The organism is Streptomyces sp. NPDC046805, from assembly GCF_040645355.1.
Lineage (GTDB): Bacteria > Actinomycetota > Actinomycetes > Streptomycetales > Streptomycetaceae > Streptomyces.
This window is the reverse complement of record NZ_JBEYYC010000023.1, coordinates 71085-88420: the sequence shown is the minus strand read 5'-3', so window position 1 is coordinate 88420 and position 17336 is coordinate 71085. Positions and strand designations below refer to the sequence as shown.

Annotated in this window: 12 protein-coding genes; 5 read left to right on the top strand and 7 right to left on the bottom strand. The window is 71.6% G+C overall.

Annotated elements, in window-relative coordinates:
- Nucleotides 1-7: 7 nt before the first annotated feature.
- Nucleotides 8-1507 carry a hypothetical protein gene (locus tag ABZ910_RS24085; protein ID WP_361368677.1) on the bottom strand — a complete coding sequence of 500 codons (1500 nt, stop codon included), beginning with the start codon at nt 1505-1507 and terminating at the stop codon, nt 8-10.
- 249 nt (nt 1508-1756) lie between these two features.
- On the opposite strand from ABZ910_RS24085, the gene ABZ910_RS24080 reads away from it, so the two are divergent.
- Nucleotides 1757-2893, top strand: coding sequence for an aminoglycoside phosphotransferase family protein (locus tag ABZ910_RS24080; protein WP_361368676.1), 1137 nt, complete (start codon nt 1757-1759; stop codon nt 2891-2893).
- A 411-nt stretch (nt 2894-3304) separates the two neighbouring features.
- On the top strand, nt 3305-5284 hold the full coding sequence (locus ABZ910_RS24075) for a peptidoglycan recognition family protein (RefSeq protein WP_361368674.1): 1980 nt from the start codon (nt 3305-3307) through the stop codon (nt 5282-5284).
- 15 nt (nt 5285-5299) lie between these two features.
- Here the strand turns inward: ABZ910_RS24075 and ABZ910_RS24070 are convergent, their stop codons facing one another.
- The 5 genes from ABZ910_RS24070 to ABZ910_RS24050 all read right to left on the bottom strand — a co-directional run bounded on the left by ABZ910_RS24070 (nt 5300) and on the right by ABZ910_RS24050 (nt 10880).
- The gene (locus tag ABZ910_RS24070) at nt 5300-5797 is read right to left on the bottom strand and encodes a hypothetical protein (RefSeq protein ID WP_361368672.1); all 498 of its coding nucleotides are present in this window, start codon (nt 5795-5797) and stop codon (nt 5300-5302) included.
- A 65-nt stretch (nt 5798-5862) separates the two neighbouring features.
- Complete coding sequence (locus tag ABZ910_RS24065; RefSeq protein ID WP_361368733.1) at nt 5863-8745, bottom strand: AAA family ATPase; 2883 nt, start codon at nt 8743-8745, stop codon at nt 5863-5865.
- Nucleotides 8746-8899: 154 nt separating this feature from the next.
- The gene (locus ABZ910_RS24060; protein ID WP_361368671.1) at nt 8900-9142 is read right to left on the bottom strand and encodes a DUF397 domain-containing protein; all 243 of its coding nucleotides are present in this window, start codon (nt 9140-9142) and stop codon (nt 8900-8902) included.
- 114 nt (nt 9143-9256) lie between these two features.
- The gene (locus ABZ910_RS24055; RefSeq protein WP_361368669.1) at nt 9257-9970 is read right to left on the bottom strand and encodes an alpha/beta hydrolase; all 714 of its coding nucleotides are present in this window, start codon (nt 9968-9970) and stop codon (nt 9257-9259) included.
- Nucleotides 9971-10007: 37 nt separating this feature from the next.
- On the bottom strand, nt 10008-10880 hold the full coding sequence (locus ABZ910_RS24050; RefSeq protein ID WP_361368667.1) for an alpha/beta hydrolase: 873 nt from the start codon (nt 10878-10880) through the stop codon (nt 10008-10010).
- Between the two features lie 186 nt (nt 10881-11066).
- Between ABZ910_RS24050 and paaK the strand changes: the two genes are divergently transcribed.
- A complete protein-coding gene (gene paaK / locus ABZ910_RS24045; protein ID WP_361368665.1) occupies nt 11067-12365 on the top strand; it encodes a phenylacetate--CoA ligase PaaK in 1299 nt (432 codons plus the stop codon).
- 32 nt (nt 12366-12397) lie between these two features.
- Here paaK and ABZ910_RS24040 read toward each other — a convergent pair whose 3' ends face one another.
- The gene (locus ABZ910_RS24040) at nt 12398-13894 is read right to left on the bottom strand and encodes an acyl-CoA synthetase (RefSeq protein WP_361368663.1); all 1497 of its coding nucleotides are present in this window, start codon (nt 13892-13894) and stop codon (nt 12398-12400) included.
- Between the two features lie 111 nt (nt 13895-14005).
- On the opposite strand from ABZ910_RS24040, the gene ABZ910_RS24035 reads away from it, so the two are divergent.
- Nucleotides 14006-16402 carry a penicillin acylase family protein gene (locus ABZ910_RS24035; RefSeq protein WP_361368662.1) on the top strand — a complete coding sequence of 799 codons (2397 nt, stop codon included), beginning with the start codon at nt 14006-14008 and terminating at the stop codon, nt 16400-16402.
- 104 nt (nt 16403-16506) lie between these two features.
- Nucleotides 16507-17115 (top strand): hypothetical protein, encoded by a 609-nt coding sequence (locus ABZ910_RS24030; RefSeq protein ID WP_361368660.1) that lies wholly within the window; start codon nt 16507-16509, stop codon nt 17113-17115.
- The last annotated feature ends 221 nt before the right edge of the window (nt 17116-17336 follow it).

Sequence of the window (17336 nt, the reverse complement as noted above, 5' to 3'; positions counted from 1 at the left end):
CAAGTCCCTATGCCGGTGCGCTGTTGCCGTGGCCGCCCGCGTCCTTGGCCTTCGGGAGCACAAGCTTGATCTCCTCTCGCAGGTCGTGGATCTTCGGGTAGCCGGCGTACTCGGCGGTGAGGCGGTACATCTCTCGCAGCCGGTCCCAGGTGCGGTGGGACGAGTTCGATCCCATCGACATCAGGGCCAAGCGAGCGTACCGGTCCGCCTGTTCGGGATCGTCCGCGATGAAGCAGGCGGATGCCATGGACAGGTAGTCGAAGATCTTCGATCGCTGGCGGCCGTCGTTCCGCAGGGCCAGGGCCTTCTGCGCGTAGTGCTGGGCGTGCACGGCCGCGCCCGGATCGTGCTCGGCCAGCGTGCGGTAGGCCAGGGCCTGCATGCCGTACAGATCCTCCTCCTTGAACGTCTGCATCCAACTCGGCGGCGGCACGTCGCCCTTGTCGGAGACGAAGAGGTCCTCCGCCTGGCCGAGGGTGCGGCGCATCGCCTGCCCCTTGCCCATCGACGCCTGTGCCCAGGCCTCGATGGTGTAGAGCATCGCCTGGGTACGCGGCAGCACTTGGTCGCCGGAGCCGGACTTGGCGAGCTTCATCAGGTCGAGTGCGTCGTCGGGCCGGCCGAGGTGCACCATCTGGCGAGCCGCTCTGGAGAGCGCCTCCCCGGCGCGGGGCCGGTCACCGCCCTCACGGGCCGAGTGGGCGGCGATGACGAAGTACTTCTGGGCCGTGGGCTCCAGGCCGACGTCGTGCGACATCCAGCCCGCGAGAACGGCGAGGTTGGCGGCGACGCCCCACAGGCGCCGCTGCAGATGGTCGGGGTGTCGGTAGGCGAGCATGCCGCCCACTTCGTTGAGCTGGCCCACCACCGCCTTGCGTTGCAGCCCGCCACCGCGGGCGGCGTCCCAGGCTCGGAACACCTCGACCGAGCACTCCAGTTCCTCGATCTCCTGCGACCCGATGGGGGCGGCCTCATAGCGGTCGAACCCAGCGGGGTCGGCGTGCAGGGGATCGTCGGAAGCAGGGGCGTCGGCCTTCAGGGCAGGGTCGGTGTGCAGCCAGTCGTACATGGCGCTGCTGAGTGTGGATCCCGTGGCGAGCGCGGCACCCGCGCCCACCAAGCCGCGTCGGTTGAGCATGAGGTCCATTCCCGTGAATTCGGTGAGGACCTCGGCAGTCCGTTCGGGCGCCCACGGCACGCCGTCGGGATGTTCCACTTTCCCGTCGTCGGTCCGCTTCCCTGTACGCCCGTGCCGCACCAGACCGAGGTCCTCGATGGTCACGACACGGCCGAGACGCTCGGTGAACAGGGCCGCCAGCACCCGCGGCACCGGATCGCGCGGGATCTCTCCCATGTCGATCCACCGCCGCACCCGCGAGGTGTCGGTCGCCAGTTGGGGGTGGCCCATGGCCGCCGCCTGCCGGTTGACCAACCGTGCGAGTTCGCCTTTGGACCAGCCGGCCAGGCCGAACAGGTCCGCGAGCCGGGTGTTGGGTTGTCCGTTCACGTCAAGCCCCCAGGTTCTCGGCTGAGTTGACAGTAGCCCGGTGCGGGTTGCCGGGCGACTATTCGCCATGGTTCGCCAGGGTGCGCCAGATGGTGTGCCACTGGGCGACTGGTGTCAGGTAGGAACGCGCCACCCCGACCCGGTCGCCGAGGGACATTCCCCAGGGTGCACCCGGACGTCCGGGCCGGGTTGGGGCACACGAGCACCGAAGGCAGGCACCGCAGGCACACGAAGGGATCTGTATCACCCATGTACGCAGCATCGTCCTCCGTGTCCGCCCCGCCGCGGCCGCCAAGACCCCGTCCGGCGGGCAGCGGCCCCTATCTCGAGCCCGCGCGCCTGGGAGGCCCCATGCGGCCGGGCCGACCGCCGGGTCCCGCGGGGCTCGGTACCCAACCGCTCAGCGGGAGACTCGACTTGTCCGGCCCCCAGGGCGCGCAGCTGCGCACGGCGATCGCCGCGGTGCACCGGATCTGTCCGGAGTTCACTCCGGTGCAGGTGCTGCGCCGGAGCGGACGGGCCGTGCTCCTCGTCGGAACGACGGGGCGCAGCACCGCCGTCGCCAAGTGTCTACTGGACCACTCCCCCGCCTGGGCGGAGCGGATCCGCCACGAAATAGCCGCATACCGTTCGTTCGTGCGGCACCGGCCGCCGATCCGGGTGCCGAGGCTGATCGCGGCGGACCCGGACAACTGCACCCTGGTCATCGAGCGCATGCCGGGCCGGGTGGCGGCACGCCAGCGGCACCCGGTGGAGGCTCCGCCGCGCGCGGACATCCGGGCGGCGCTCGGCGCGGTGTGCAGGCTGAACGCGTGGCGGCCTCCGGCGGGCACGTTCGACGCGCCGCTGGACTACGCGGCCCGCATCGCCCGGTACCACGAGCTGGGGCTGCTCACCGACCGGGACCTGGGCGACCTGCAGAAGCTGCTGCACGGCATCGCGCACGCGGCGGGGCGCCAGGGGACGGGCCAGTTCTGCCACGGGGACGCGCTTCTGTCGAACATCCTGCTCTCGCCGGCCGGTCCAGTGCTGGTGGACTGGGAGCACGCGGGCTGGTACCTGCCGGGGTACGACCTGGCGACCCTGTGGTCGGTCATCGGGGACGCCCCCGTGGCGCGGCGGCAGATCAGCCAGATCGCCCAGTCGGCCGGGCCCGCCTCGCGGGACGGCTTCCTGGTGAACCTGATGCTCGTACTCACCCGTGAGATCCGTAGGTACGAGACGGCCGTACAGCGCTCGATGCGCGACGCGACCGCGGCGGCACCGGAAGGGGCGCAGCCGGGTGCCGCTCCGTCCGGCGAGGAACAACGGCTGCTGCTCAGGCGGCTGCACGACGACTGCCAACTGGCCCGCAGGGCCGTGCGCGCGGCGGTCGGGACGCGCTGAACGGGAGGAGCGATCCGCGGTGCGCCATGGCGGCGGCGCACCGCGGATCTTCGTATGCAGGCCCATGTGTCCACGGCCCACGTGTTCATGGCCCGTGTGTTCATGGCCCGTGTGTTCATGGCCTACGTGTCTACGGTCCATGTGCTGACGGCCTATGTGCCTACGGTCCATGTGCCGACGGCCTATATGTGCAGGCCCTCCATAGCTACGCCGTCCCCGTCGGACCATTGGTGTACGCCACTGACGCCCCGCAGGCCCGCGCGCCTCCGGCACGAAACTCCCGTAACCCCGCCTTGACGTGGGAAATCGCCTTTCCCTGGGCATGATTGACGGATCGTCGGCAAGCAGGTACCACTGTGCCACGCTCAGCCCCGCACGCCCCGACGCGCTCGATCGCCCCAGGAGGCCGCATTGCGAGGATCCGCCACCGACCCCACGTCTGCCCCCGGTAACAGACACACGCGGAAGGCGGCGGGTGCCGTCGCTGCCGCGGCGCTGCTGCTCCCGCTGCTGGGCGCGGCCCCGTCCCAGGGTGCCGCCGACCCTGCCACCGACTCCGCCGGTGCCCTGCAGCGCGCGTTCGCCACCGCGTCCACCGAGTACCACGTACCGCAGAGCGTCCTGCTGGCCGTCTCCTACCTCCAGTCCCGCTGGGACACGCACGCCGGAGCACCCAGCGTGGCCGGCGGCTACGGCCCGATGCACCTGACCGACGCGCACACCGCGCTCGCCTCGGTGCCGCACCACAGTGAGGGCACCGAGGACGCTCGCGGCGACGACGCGCGTGCCGCCCTGCTCCCCGACACGAAGACGCCGGCCGAGTCAGCGCTGCCGGCCCGCCTGGAGACCCTGCCGAAGGCGGCCGAGCTGACCGGTATTCCGGCCGGGGAGCTGCGTACCGACCCGGCGGCGAACGTGGCCGGCGGGGCCGCGCTGCTCGCCGCCGCCCAGCGGGATCTGGGCGAGCCGCTCAGCGCCGACCCGGCGGACTGGTACGGCGCGGTGGCCCGCTTCTCGGGCGCCGACGACGCGGCGACCGCGGCGTCGTACGCGAACGACGTGTACGACGTGCTGCGCACCGGCGAGGAGCGCACGACGGACGCGGCACAGCGGGTCACGCTGGCCGCCCGGCCGGACCTGTCCGCGAACACCGCGCAGTTGCAGCGGGCGGGCCTGCGCAACCGCAGCGCGGACGGCACCGAGTGCCCCACGTCGGTGTCCTGCGAGTGGATTCCGGCGCCGTACGAGGAGTTCGGGGACAACGACTACGGCAACCACGACCTCGGTGACCGGCCGGCGTCGCAGAGCATCAAGTACATCGTCATCCACGACACGGAGGGTGCCTGGGACGGCGTCCTCAACCTGATCAAGGACCCGACCTATGTGTCGTGGAACTACACCATCCGCTCCACGGACGGTCTGATCGCCCAGCACGTCAAGACGAACGACGTGGCCTGGCACGCCGGCAACTGGTACGTCAACGCCAAGTCGGTCGGCATCGAGCACGAGGGCTTCCTCGCGTCCCCGGACGCCTGGTACACGGAGGCGATGTACCGGTCGTCGGCCAAACTGGTGAAGTACCTCGCCACCGAGTACGACATCCCGCTGGACCGGCAGCACATCCTCGGCCACGACACCGTGCCCGGCCCGACCACGTCGACGATCCCGGGCATGCACACCGACCCCGGCCCGTACTGGGACTGGCGGCACTACTTCGAGCTGCTGGGCCACCCCTTCACGCGCACCGCGCACAAGACGAGCGGCCTGGTCACGATCCTGCCGGACTACGAGGTGAACCAGCCCTCGTACACGGGCTGCACCAAGGCGGGTGAGCCGTGTGCGCCGCACGGCTCCAGCGAGGTGCGGCTGTACTCCGACCACGACACGAACTCGCCCCTGATCAAGGACGTCGGCCGGGGGAAGGCGCCCACCATCGATGTGAACGACCTGTCCTCGCGGGTCTCCACCGGCCAGCAGTACGCGGTCGCCGACCGCTGGGGCGACTGGACGGCCATCTGGTACCTCGGGCAGAAGGCCTGGTTCCAGAACCCGGAGGAGCAGCCGACGGCGGTCCCGGCCTCCGGCTTCGTCGTGACGCCCAAGGACGGTCTGGCGAGCGTCCCGGTGTACGGCCGCGCGTACCCGGAGAAGGCGGCGTACCCGGCGGGGGTACCCGCGCAGTCGGTGTCACCGCTGCCGTACAAGCTGCCGGCGAACCAGAAGTACGTGGTCGGTGACGAGGTGCCCGGTGAGTACTACTACGCGGTCACCTACACCACCGACTCGCACCGGGTCGTGGTCGGCAAGGACCTGTACTACGAGATCCAGTACGGCCACCGGGTGGAGTTCGTCCGGGCCGCCGACGTGAAGGTGGAGCCGGCGGTCGGATAGCCGGTGTCCCTGGCGTCAGCCCTGCTGGAAAAGCTCCGCCGGGAGCGGCTTCAGCAGGGCGTACAGGTCGTCGGTGATGGGCCGGTCCCAGGCGGCGATCGTGACCAGGACGCCGTCGCTGCGGTCGAACTGCACGCAGGAGATCCGGCTCTCGGAGAGCTTCAGGCGCCGCACGATCAGCAGGTTGTCGCCCTGGAGCACCGGCATGTCCTCGACGCCGGTGACGGTCACCTCCTCGTCGTTGTCCAGCGCCATCAGCAGCTGGGCCACCTCGAAGGGGATCTCTCCCTCGGCCACGTCGCGGGCGGGGGAGCCCTCCGGCAGATTGCCGATGATCATGGCGGGGCCGCGGCCGCCGAACAGGTCGTAGCGCAGGAAGACGCCCTGGCAGGTGCCGTCGGGGGCGGGCAGCAGGCCCGCGCCCAGATTGCCGGGCCAGTCGCCCGGGTCCATGGCCAGGACGTCGAAGTCTGGCCCGGCGGGGGTGGCGCTGCGGCGGCGGAGGAACGACATGCGGCCATGGTACGTGCCCGGGCGTGATCGGCGACGCGCGGACGCCCTCTCGGCAGGGGTGGCTCCTAGCCTCCACCCAGGGCCGCCGCCAGCCCCGTTCGGTCGGTCCCCAGCTTTCGGTACACGGCCGAGAGCAGTCGCACCACGGCCTGCCCGTCGGTGTGGAGTTCCTCGGCGATCTCGGCCTCGGTGCGGTCGCGAGCGGCGAGGACGGCGGCGGCGCGTTCGCGGCCGGTGAGGGTGTCGGTCTCCGTACTGTGCAGGCGGCGCGGGCGCAGCCCGGCGACGGCGAGCTCGTCGCGGGCCTGCGAGACGAGGCCGTCGGCACCGCACAGGACGGCCGTGTCGAGGCCCCGGTAGAGGTATTCGGCGGCCTCTTTGGTGCGTCCCGAGCGACGCAGTTCGGTGCCGAGGGCGACCAGTGCGCAGGCGAGCTCGTAGGCGGCCGGGGATCGCTCCAGGTGGGTGACGGACTCCTCCAGGTACTTGATCCGGGCGGAGCCCGAGGACACCTCGGCCGCCGTACGCAGCGCCTGGCCGATCGCGGACGGGGCACCGAACTGGCGGGCGCGGCTCACCGCGTCGAGGGCGGTGTTCAGGGCGCGTTCGGGGCTGTCGTGGCTCTCGGCACGGGCCAGATGGAGCTGCCAGGGGCACCAGGCGGGGTTGCGGATGCCGCGCGGCTCGAGGCGGCGTCCGGCGGCCGCGAGCTCGGCCGCCGCGTCCTCGGTGAGGCCGCGGGCGAGGAGCAGTTCGCCATGGACGGTCTGGGCGTCGGGGAAGACGACGGCTGCGGGGAAGGGCTCCCCGAACCGGTAGTGGTCGGCGGTCTGCGCGGCCTCCGCCACCCGGCCACGGGCCAGCAGGACCTCGATCAGGATGCCGACGGCGTACCAGTGCGCGGGGGTGCCAGGGCCGACGCGCTGGGCGAGGCGGAGCCCGGAGCGGACGAAGTCCTCCGCCTCGGCGAGCCGGCCCCGCCGGTAGCGGAGGTAGGCGAGCAGGGTGTATCCGAAGGAGAGGTGGGCGCCCCGCCAGCCCTGGCGCTCGAAGTCGGCGATCCCGGCGGCGAAGAGTTCCTCGGTACGGCCCGGCCGGTCGGCGTACATGAAGGCGAGCGCCACCAGGACGGGCACCTCGAAGCCGCGGTCGGGCTCGGCCCAGCCGAGGCCGCCGGCGAGGGCGCGTTCGGCGTGGTGCAGGGCGACGGGGGCCGGTTCGCCGCGCAGGATCGCGTCCCAGGTGCGCAGTCCGATCACATACCGCTCGGTGAGGTCGCGGCCCTTGAGGCGGTCGGCGAGCCGGGTGAGGCGGCGGGAGCGGGAGGGATGGTCGGGTTCGTCCGCGCGGAAGGCGTCCCACATGAACTGCTCGGCGACCATGCGCAGTCTGACCCGGGCGTCGCCGGTCGTGCGGGTCTCGCGGGCGAGGGTGTCGGAGGCCTCGCCGAGGCGGTCGCTGTGGGCGAGGACCTGGGAGAGGCGGTAGACGATGTGGTGACGCAACGCGGCGTCGGCGATCGGCTCTTCGAGCGCGGCGCGCAGATGGTTGACGGTGGTGGCCGGTTCGGTGAGCAGCGAGGCGGAGCCCAGCTCGTACAGGACGGCGGCCCGTTCCTCGGCGGGAGGTGGTTCGCGCAGGGCACGGGCGAGGTAGCGGCGGGCGGCGTCGGGTGCCCCGGCCCGCAGGGTCTCACCCGCGGCGGCGCGCAGTTGCTGCACGGCCCAGGGATCGCCTTCGGGGTGGGTCTCCAGGAGATGGCGGGCGGCGGCCGCGGCGCCGTGTCCTGTGTCGACGACGCACCAGGCGGCCTGACCGTGCAGGGCGACGCGGAATCCGGGTGGTATGGCCCGGTAGACGGCGGTGGCGATGAGTGGGTGGACGAACTCGAGCGTCTCGGAACCCGTGAGGACACGAGCGCCGCGCAGCGCGTCGACGGCGTCGGCCGCCGCCTCGTGGCCGAGCCCGGCGACGGCGGCGGCGAGCGACGGGAGGATCTCGGTGCCGAGGACGGCGCACGCCCAGGCGAAGCGGACGGTGGAGGGGCCGAGCCGTTCGAGGCGGGCGCTCAGGCCGCTGCCCTTGACGGCGGCGGCGAGGTCGCGCAGGAGGTGCGCGCCGTCCTCGTTCGGGGTGAGTGCGCGGTCGCGCACCTTGGCGATCAGTTCGACGGTCTCGAAGGGGTTGCCTGCGGTGACGGCCCAGCACTCATGGCAGAAGGCGTCATCGGCATGCGTCCCCAGGGCCTCGCGTACGAGGCGGGCGACGGCGGCGGCGCTGAGCGGCTCGAGGTCGAGGGGCCGTCCACCCGCGCGTCCGGGCAGCCCGCGCAACGACTCGGCGTGGTCGGGGAGTTCGTCGGGCCGGTAGGCGACGACGATCAGCAGCGGGAGTTCCTCGGCGCGGGACGCGAACGCGGCCAGCCAGCGCAGGGATTCGGGGTCGCCCCAGTGGGCGTCGTCCAGGACGAGGACCATGGGGGCACGGCGTAGGGCGAGGTGGGTGAGGACCCAGTCGAGGCCGTCGCGCAGGCCCTCCTGGTCGGGCGGCGCGCCGCCGACGGGGGCGCACAGGCCGAGGGCGGGGCCGACGATGTCGTACCAACTGCCCAGGGAGGACCTCAGTTCGGGCTCCGGGACGCCCGCGAGCCGGGGCTGGAGAAGCTGGCGGGCGACGTGGAAGGCCACGCGCTGCTCCTGGTCGCCGCCACGGGCGGACAGCACGGTGCAGCCCTGGGCGGCGGCGCGGCGGCGCACCTCGGCGAGCAGCGTCGTCTTGCCTATCCCGGCACGGCCCGCGAAGGCGAGCAGGGCACCGCGCGGTCGCTCGGCCGCTTCGGCTCCGTCCGCACGCAGGCCGGTGAGTTCGCTCAACGCCTCGTCGACGGCGGCGAGTTCACTCTCGCGCTCGATGAGAGTCTTACGGCTCCGTACGGTCCGCTGCCCCATGGTGCACCCCCCGTCACGGTGGTGCACCCGCACGGAGAGGGGGCGCATACCGTGACTGTCAGGCACCTTAGCGTACGCCCCACGGGGTGTGCGTGCCCCTGTTCGGCGGTGACTGCCCACACCTGCCTGGCGGTCCCGCGGAGCCGCACCGCGCTCAGGTCAGGTCGAACTCCCCTTCCCTCGCCCCGGACACGAACGCGCCCCACTCCGCGGGGGTGAAGATCAGGGAAGGGCTCTCCGGGCGGCCGCTGTTGCGCATCGCGATGAATCCCTCGACAAAGGCGATCTGGACATCCCCAAGGCCTCGGCTGCTGGACTGCCACTCGGCCCCGCTGAGGTCCAGTTGCGGCTTGTCCCAGCCCAGGACCGGCTTCTGCTGGGTGGTGCTCTCGGCCACGTCCGTGCTCCTCCCGATTCGTCGTCCGCGGCCAGCCTAGCGAGCGCTCCCGACGGCCAACAGGCCACCTGAAAGGGACCTTTCCGGAGTTGGGCCGATCGGACCCGTCAATCGTCACCGCCGCAGGAACGGCTCCACCACGGCGAGGAACTCCTCCGGCCGCCTCTCGTGCACACGATGCCCGGCGTCGACGGTCACCAGACGGGCGTCGGGGATCCGTCGGGCCAGCGCGGTGACCAGGTCCTGCGGGATGAGACTGGCGGGACCGCCGCCTATCAGCAGCGTGGGCATGGTGATCCGGTCCATGTGGTCCCACCACACAGGATCGGAGGCGTTGCGCTGCTCGTCGGTGGCCCGCACCATCTCCCAGTCGAACGGCAGCTCCTTGTCGGGCCGTTCGGCGGGCGGCCGAGGCGGATCGAGCGGCAGGGGCGCGGGCACGTCCTCCAGCACGAGACGTCGTACGACGCCCGGGTGCCGCTGCGCGAGCAGATACGCGACCACCCCGCCGAGCGAATGCCCCACGACGTCCGTGCGGTCGATGCCGAGGGCGGCGAGGAAGGCGCGGACGTCGTCCCGCATCGCCTCGTGCGTGTACGCGCCGGGCTCGCCGCGCGGCCAGTCACTGCGCCCGTGGCCGCGCAGGTCCGGGGCGTACACCCGGCGCGGGCCGGGCGGCGCGGCCAGCCGCTCGGCGATCTTCGTCCAGTCCGCGCCGTCGGCGCCCCGGCAGTGCAGCAGGACGACGGGCGGGGCACCCTCCGGGCCCCAGACGCGGTAGGCGAGCGTGAGGGTGTCCGTCTTGACGGTGAGCGGGTCGGTGGCCATCCCGGAGACGGTAGCCGTGGCCGCCGGTCGGCGTCCTCTACTTCGCCGACGGCCGCGAACCGGCCGCGGTCGCGGTCGCGTCGAGAAACGCGGCGACTCGGCGTACGAACCACTCCGGGTCGTCCAGCCACGGGTAGTGGCCGGCGCCGGGCTGCACCGTGAACTCGGCGTTCGGGAAGGCGTCGGCCGTGCGCCGGGCGAGGTCGGGGCGAGGGCCGCCGTCGAGTTCGCCCGCGAGGACGAGGACCGGGGCGGTCAGCCGGGACAGGGCGGCCCTGGTCCCGTCCGGCGTGAAGGCTCCGTCGGAGAAGTAGAGGTCGGCCGCCTGCTCGTTGGTCTGTTCCTCGGAGGCCGCGTGATGTGCGGCGGCGACGTCGTCCCAGCGGCCGTAGAAGAAGGGGGCGAACGCCGGGTCGAAGTCGGCCTCCCCCGCCAGCCACGCCCGCAGCGCCGTGAACCCCTCCGCGAACCATGGCTCGTCCGCCCGCAGCCCGGCCGCGGCCAGGCGGTCGTCGGCCGTGGTCCGCAGGCCGAGGGCCGACGCATTGGCGGTGATCAGCACGAGGCGTCGTACGCGCTGCGGATAGCGCGCCGCGTACAGCATCGCCAGACTCCCGCCCGCCGAGTGCGCAAGCAGATCCATGTGCTCCAGCCCCATGTGGGCCCGCAACGCCTCCACGTCCTCGACCATCCGGTCGCAGCGGTACGTCGCCTCGTCCGCCGGCACCGCGGAGGCGCCGGTCCCACGGAGATCGAGCAGGATCAGGCGGCGGTGGGCGGTCAGGCCGCCCAGGTCACCGAGGTAGGCGGAGGCCTGCATGGGCCCTCCGGGCAGGACCACGAGAGGCTCACTCTCGCCGCGGACGTGGTGGGCGAGCCGGGTGCCATCGGGCGCGGTGAACATCGGCATGCCGCCGATCATCGGGCCCCTCCGCACACGGCCGCAACGGAGTTGTCCCGGGGCGTGGCACGTCATGGCGAGAATTCCGGGTAGACCCCTTGCCTCGGCCACGGTGGCCTGAATTACTGATCCCCAGCGGGTCGACCGAATGATCGGTCGTCCGAATAGATGCGATAGGTGAGGGAGAGGTGCCCCATGGCGGAGGACGCGACGGAACGGCTGGACTCGGGCGAGCGGCTCGACGAGGAGGCGCTGCGGGCGCTGCAGCTGGAGCGGTTGCGGACCTCGCTGCGGCACGCCTACGACAACGTGCCCTTCTACCGGGCGGCCTTCGACAAGGCCGGGGTCCGTCCCGAGGACTGCCGGTCCTTGAGCGATCTGGCCCGCTTCCCCTTCACCACCAAGGCCGATCTGCGGGAGAACTACCCGTACGGGATGTTCGCCGTACCCCGTGAGCGGATCCGCCGCCTCCATGCCTCCAGTGGCACCACCGGACGCCCCACAGTGGTCGGCTACACGGAGAACGACCTTTCCATGTGGTCGGACATGGTGGCCCGTTCGATCCGCGCGGCGGGCGGACGGCCCGGCGACACGGTTCATGTGGCGTACGGCTATGGGTTGTTCACCGGTGGTCTCGGCGCACACTACGGGGCCGAGCGACTGGGCTGTACGGTCATCCCCGCGTCCGGCGGTATGACGGCCCGGCAGGTCCAGCTGATCCAGGACCTCGAACCCGGGATCATCATGGTCACCCCGTCGTACATGCTCACGCTGCTCGACGAGTTCGAGCGGCAGGGCGTGGACCCGCGCGGCACCTCACTGCGGGTCGGCATCTTCGGCGCCGAGCCGTGGACCGACGAGATGCGGCGCGAGATCGAGGAGCGGTTCGCGATCGACGCCGTGGACATCTACGGGCTCTCCGAGGTGATCGGGCCGGGTGTCGCCCAGGAGTGCGTGGAGACCAAGGACGGGCTGCACATCTGGGAGGACCACTTCTTCCCCGAGGTCGTCGACCCGATCACGGGCGAGGTACTGCCCGAGGGCGAGGAGGGTGAGCTGGTCTTCACCTCCCTCACGAAGGAGGCCATGCCGGTGATCCGTTACCGGACTCGTGATCTGACCCGGTTGCTGCCGGGCACGGCCCGGACCTTCCGCCGGATGCAGAAGATCACCGGCCGCAGCGACGACATGGTGATCCTGCGCGGGGTCAACCTGTTCCCGACGCAGATCGAGGAGATCGTGCTGCGCACACCCGGCGTGGCTCCGCACTTCCAGCTGCGCCTCGGCAGGGAGGGGCGCCTGGACACCCTGACCGTACGGGCCGAGGCGCGTCCCGGTGCCACGCCCGAGGCACGGGAGGTCGCGGCCCGGGCCATCGCGGCGGGTGTGAAGGACGGCATCGGGCTGTCGGTGACGGTCGAGATCGTGGAGCCGGAGTCGCTGGAGCGGTCGGTGGGCAAGATCCGCCGGATCGTCGACCAGCGCCCGCGCTAGCGAGCCGGCAACCTGCTGTACCTCCTGACCCCCTACTCGCTGAACCGGTCCCGCAGTTCCCGCTTGAGGATCTTCCCGCTGGCGTTGCGCGGCAGCTCGTCCACGAACAGCACGCGTTTGGGCGCCTTGAAGGGGGCGAGCTTCTCGCGCGCATGGGCGATCAGTTCGGCCTCGGTGACCTCCCCGCGGGCGACGACGACCGCCGTGACGGCCTCGATCCAACGCTCGTCGGGCAGGCCGACCACGGCGGCCTCGGCGACGCTCGCGTGCGTGTACAGGGCATCCTCGACCTGGCGTGAAGCGACCAGCACGCCACCGGAGTTGATGACGTCCTTGACCCGGTCGACGATCGTCAGGTAGCCGTCCGCGTCCCGCACGGCGAGGTCGCCGGAGTGGAACCAGCCGTCGCGGAAGGCCTCGGCGGTCTCCTCGGGCTTGTCCCAGTACCCCTCGCACAACTGCGGTGAGCGGTAGACGATTTCGCCGGGCGTGCCGGCGGCCACGTCGGCGCCGCTCTCGTCGACCACGCGCGCGTCCACGAACAGCACGGTGCGGCCGCAGGAGTCCATCCGGCCCTTGTGCTCGTCGGGGCCGAGGACCGTCGCCAGGGGGCCGATCTCGCTCTGCCCGAAACAGTTGTAGAAGCCCAGCTCGGGCAGCCGTGCACGCAACCGCTCCAGCACGGGCACCGGCATGATCGACGCTCCGTAGTAGGCCTTGCGCAGGCCGCTCAGGTCCCGCGTCGTGAAGTCGGGCCGGTTCGACAGCCCGATCCACACGGTGGGCGGCGCGAACAGGCTGTCCACACGCCCGGCCTCGACCAGATCGAAGAGCGTGTCCCCGTCCGGCGCGTCGAGGACGATGTTCGTCGCGCCGACCGCGAGGTAGGGCAGCAGGAACACGTGCATCTGGGCGGAGTGGTACAGCGGCAGCGCGTGCGCGGGCCGGTCGCCGGCACTCAGGTCGAGGGCGGTGATCGCGCTCAAGTACTCGTGCACCAGGGCCCGATGGGTCATCATCGCGCCCTTGGGCAGCGCGGTCGTGCCCGACGTGTACAGCAGCTGCACCAGATCCTCGGCGCGCGGTTCGGGACCGTCGTACGGCGGCTGCGTCGCGAGCCGGGCGAGGAGCGAGTCCTCGGTGTCCCGCAGCGCCAACACCCGTACGCCGTCCGGCAGTCGACCGGCGAGGGCCGGGTCGGCGAGGACCAGCGTGCTGCCCGACTGGCCGACGATGTACGCGAGGTCGTCGCCGGTGAGGTTCTGGTTCACCGGCACGTGCACGAGTCCCGCGCGGGCGCAGGCGAGGAAGGCGATGAGATAGGCGTCGGAGTTGTGGCCGTAGGCGCCGACCCGGTCGCCGGGAGTGAGTCCCTGGGCCAGAAGCACGCTCGCCGCGCGGGAGACGGCGTCGTCGAGTTCCTCGTACGTCCAGGCGCGTTCGCCGTACTCCAGCGCGATGCGTGCCGGAGTGCGCCGGGCGCTGCGCCGCAGCACCCCGTCAACCGTGCTGCCGTGTCCCTGCGTCATGACACGTGATCCTCTGCCCACGACCGGCGGGGGTCAAGAACCGCGGGGCCCACCACACATACCCGTTGGTACGCTCAACCGCTCCTTCCCTCACTGACGTTGGGAGGCACGATGCGCATCCCCCTGAGACGGCTGGTGATCACAGCCGTCGCCCTCCTCACCGCCACCGCACTGCCGGCGGCGGCCGGGCCGCAGCACGGAGGACAGGAACATCCGTCCCACGGCGACCTGTCCGCCGTCATCCGCTACACCGAGTACGGCATTCCGCACATCCTCGCCAAGGACTACGCCGACCTGGGCTTCGGCACCGGCTGGGCGCAGGCCGCCGACCAGGTGTGCACGCTGGCCGACGGTTTCGTGACCGTGCGCGGGGAACGGTCCCGTTACTTCGGCCCCGACGCCGCCCCCGACGGGTCGCTGTCCTCGGCCACCAGGAACCTCACCAGCGATCTGTACTTCCGCGGGGTGCGGGAGGCGGGCACGGTGGAGAAACTGCTCGCCACCCCCGCTCCGGCCGGTCCCGGACCGGAGGTCAAGGACCTCGTACGGGGCTTCGCCGCCGGATACAACGCCTGGCTGCGCCGAAACCGGATCACCGATCCGGCGTGCGCGGGCGCCGCCTGGGTGCGCCCGGTCAGCGAGGTGGACGTGGCCGCGCGCGGCTACGCGCTCGCCGTGCTCGGCGGCCAGGGCCGGGCGGTGGACAGCATCGCCACCGCGCAACCCCCTACGGCCTCCGCGCCGTCGGCTCCCGTGCCGGACGCTCGGCGGACGGCACGGGGCGCCCGCGACCTGTTCGCCGCGGGCGACGCCGACATGGGGTCCAACGCGGTCGCCTTCAGCGGCGCCACGACGGCGGGCGGACGCGGTCTGCTCCTGGGCAACCCGCACTACCCGTGGCAGGGCGGTCGCCGCTTCTGGCAGTCGCAGCAGACGATCCCCGGACAACTGAACGTGACGGGCGGCTCGCTGCTCGGCTCACCGACGATATCCATCGGCCACAACGCCCATGTGGCCTGGAGCCACACCGTCGCGACCGGCGTCACGCTCAGCCTCCACCAGCTGAGCCTGGACCCGGCCGACCCCACGGTGTACCTCGTGGACGGCACCCCGGAGCGGATGACGCGGCGCACGGTCACGATCCCGACGCAGGACGGCACCTCGGTGACCCGCACCCAGTGGTGGACGCGCTACGGCCCCGTCGTCACGTCGCTGGGCCCCTCGGTACCGCTGCCCTGGACGACCAAGACGGCGTACGCGCTGAACGACCCCAACGCCACCAACCTGCGCCTCTACGACTCCGGGCTGGGCTTCGGCAAGGCGCACAGCACGGCCGACATCCTCGACACCCTCAGGCGCACACAGGGGCTGCCCTGGGTGAACACCATCGCCGCCGACGCGAACGGCCACAGTCTCTTCACCCAGTCGCAGGTACTCCCGCGCATCACCGACGAGTTGGCCCAGCGCTGCTCCACTCCCCTCGGCAAGGTCACGTACCCCTCGGCCGGCCTGGCGGTCCTGGACGGCTCGCGCGGTGACTGCGCGCTCGGCAGCGATCCGGATGCCGTGCAGCCGGGGATGTTCGGCCCGGCGAGGATGCCGGTCCTCAAGGACGCGCCGTTCGCGGAGAACTCCAACGACAGCGCCTGGCTGGCCAACGTCGACCAGCCGCTGACCGGCTACGAGCGCGTCTTCGGCACGATCGGCACGGCACGCTCGATGCGGACCCGGGGTGCGCTGCAGGACGTGGCGGCGATGGCCCGGCGCGGCGGCCTGACCGTACGGGATCTGCAACAGCAGCAGTTCGCGAACCGGGTGCCCGCGGGCGACCTCGTCGCCGACGCCGCGGCCGCTGCATGCGCCGCACTGCCCGGCGGCACGGCAACCGGCAGCGACGGCCGGACAGTTGACGTGTCGGCGGCGTGCCCGGTGCTCAAGTCGTGGAACCACAGGGCCGACACCGACAGTCGGGGCGCGCTGCTCTTCGACCGGCTGTGGCGCAGGCTGCCCGCGAGTCAGTTGTGGAAGGTGCCGTTCTCGCCGGCCGACCCGATCGGCACCCCGAACACGCTCAACACGGACACGCCCGCCTTCACCACCGCACTGGCCGACGCGGTCGCCGAACTCCGCGCGGCGGACATCCCGCTGAACTCCCCCCTCGGAGAGCACCAGTTCGTCGTGCGAAACGGTCAGCGCATCCCCGTTCCCGGCGGCACGGAATCGCTGGGTGTGTGGAACAAGGTCGAAGCGGTGTGGGACGCGGCGCACGGCGGATACCGGGAGGTGACGACCGGCTCCAGCTACATCCAGGCCGTGGGCTGGGACGGCACGCCCTGCCCGGTCGCCCGCACGCTGCTGACGTACTCCCAGTCCTCGAACCCCGACTCGCCCCACTACAGCGACCAGACGCGTCTCTTCTCCCAGGAGAAGTGGGTGACTTCGCGCTTCTGCGAGAAGGACATCATGTCCTCACCCGCGCTGAAGGTGATCAGGGTTTCGGAGCGCTGACAAGGCGGCCCGGTGGGCGATTCGTCCGAAGGCTCCGACGACTGGCGTTCGGGTCCGGACCTGCTGTAGGACCGACCCGATCTTCCCCAGGGATCGGAGGATTCATGAATCGCCTGCTGGGCTTCGCGATGATGTGGGCGGCTCTCTACGGGTCGATCACCTTCGGGGCGGGCCAGTCCGTCGAGGACCGGCTGATGAGTGCGGTCGCGGCGCTCCCGGCGTGGTGGTACATCGGCTTTCGCATCAGGCGGGAGATCCGAGGGATCAGGGAAGACGCAAGGGCGGCACGCCGACGCCGGGAAGCGAAGAAGCTCATGGGGCGGGACGAACTGCGCACCGCCGTGACACGGTTGGTCTCGCGGAGCCGCCGGCCTGTGCAGTGCGGGGTGGCCGGGCACCCGCCCCGGCATGTGTGCCTTGCCGTGTCGCCGGAGGTCTCGCTGGCGGATCTCGTCGAGGGGATCAGTGACTGGTACGGCTCCCCGCACAACCTCGCCATGGGTGGGTGTGTCGACGCGTCGGCGGACGGGACGACGGGACTGGCCCTGCTCGAACCCTTCGGCCCGCACGTGGTGGACATGCGCGCCTGGGCGTACGGGAGTTGGTGGATCGGCGCCGGGACCGTGTCCGACGACGAGGGCGTACGGCGTGTGGCGCTGGTCGCCGAACGGCCCGCGCCGGTCGTGGACGGCCTGCCGGCCGATGCCTCATGACGGCTCCGGTTCGGCGGTTCGGCATCCGAGTTCGTCCATCGCATGCTCACCGAGCGCGCCCACCCCTTCTCGACCGCCCGCTATTTCGACACGCACCGGTTCCAGAGCTACGAGGACCGACCGGGGTGAACCTCGCGCATCCCCATTGACACGCACCCCGCCTGACAGGAAAGTTTCACCGCGCAAGGCAAGCCCCGAAAGATACTTTCAGGCGGGAGGCC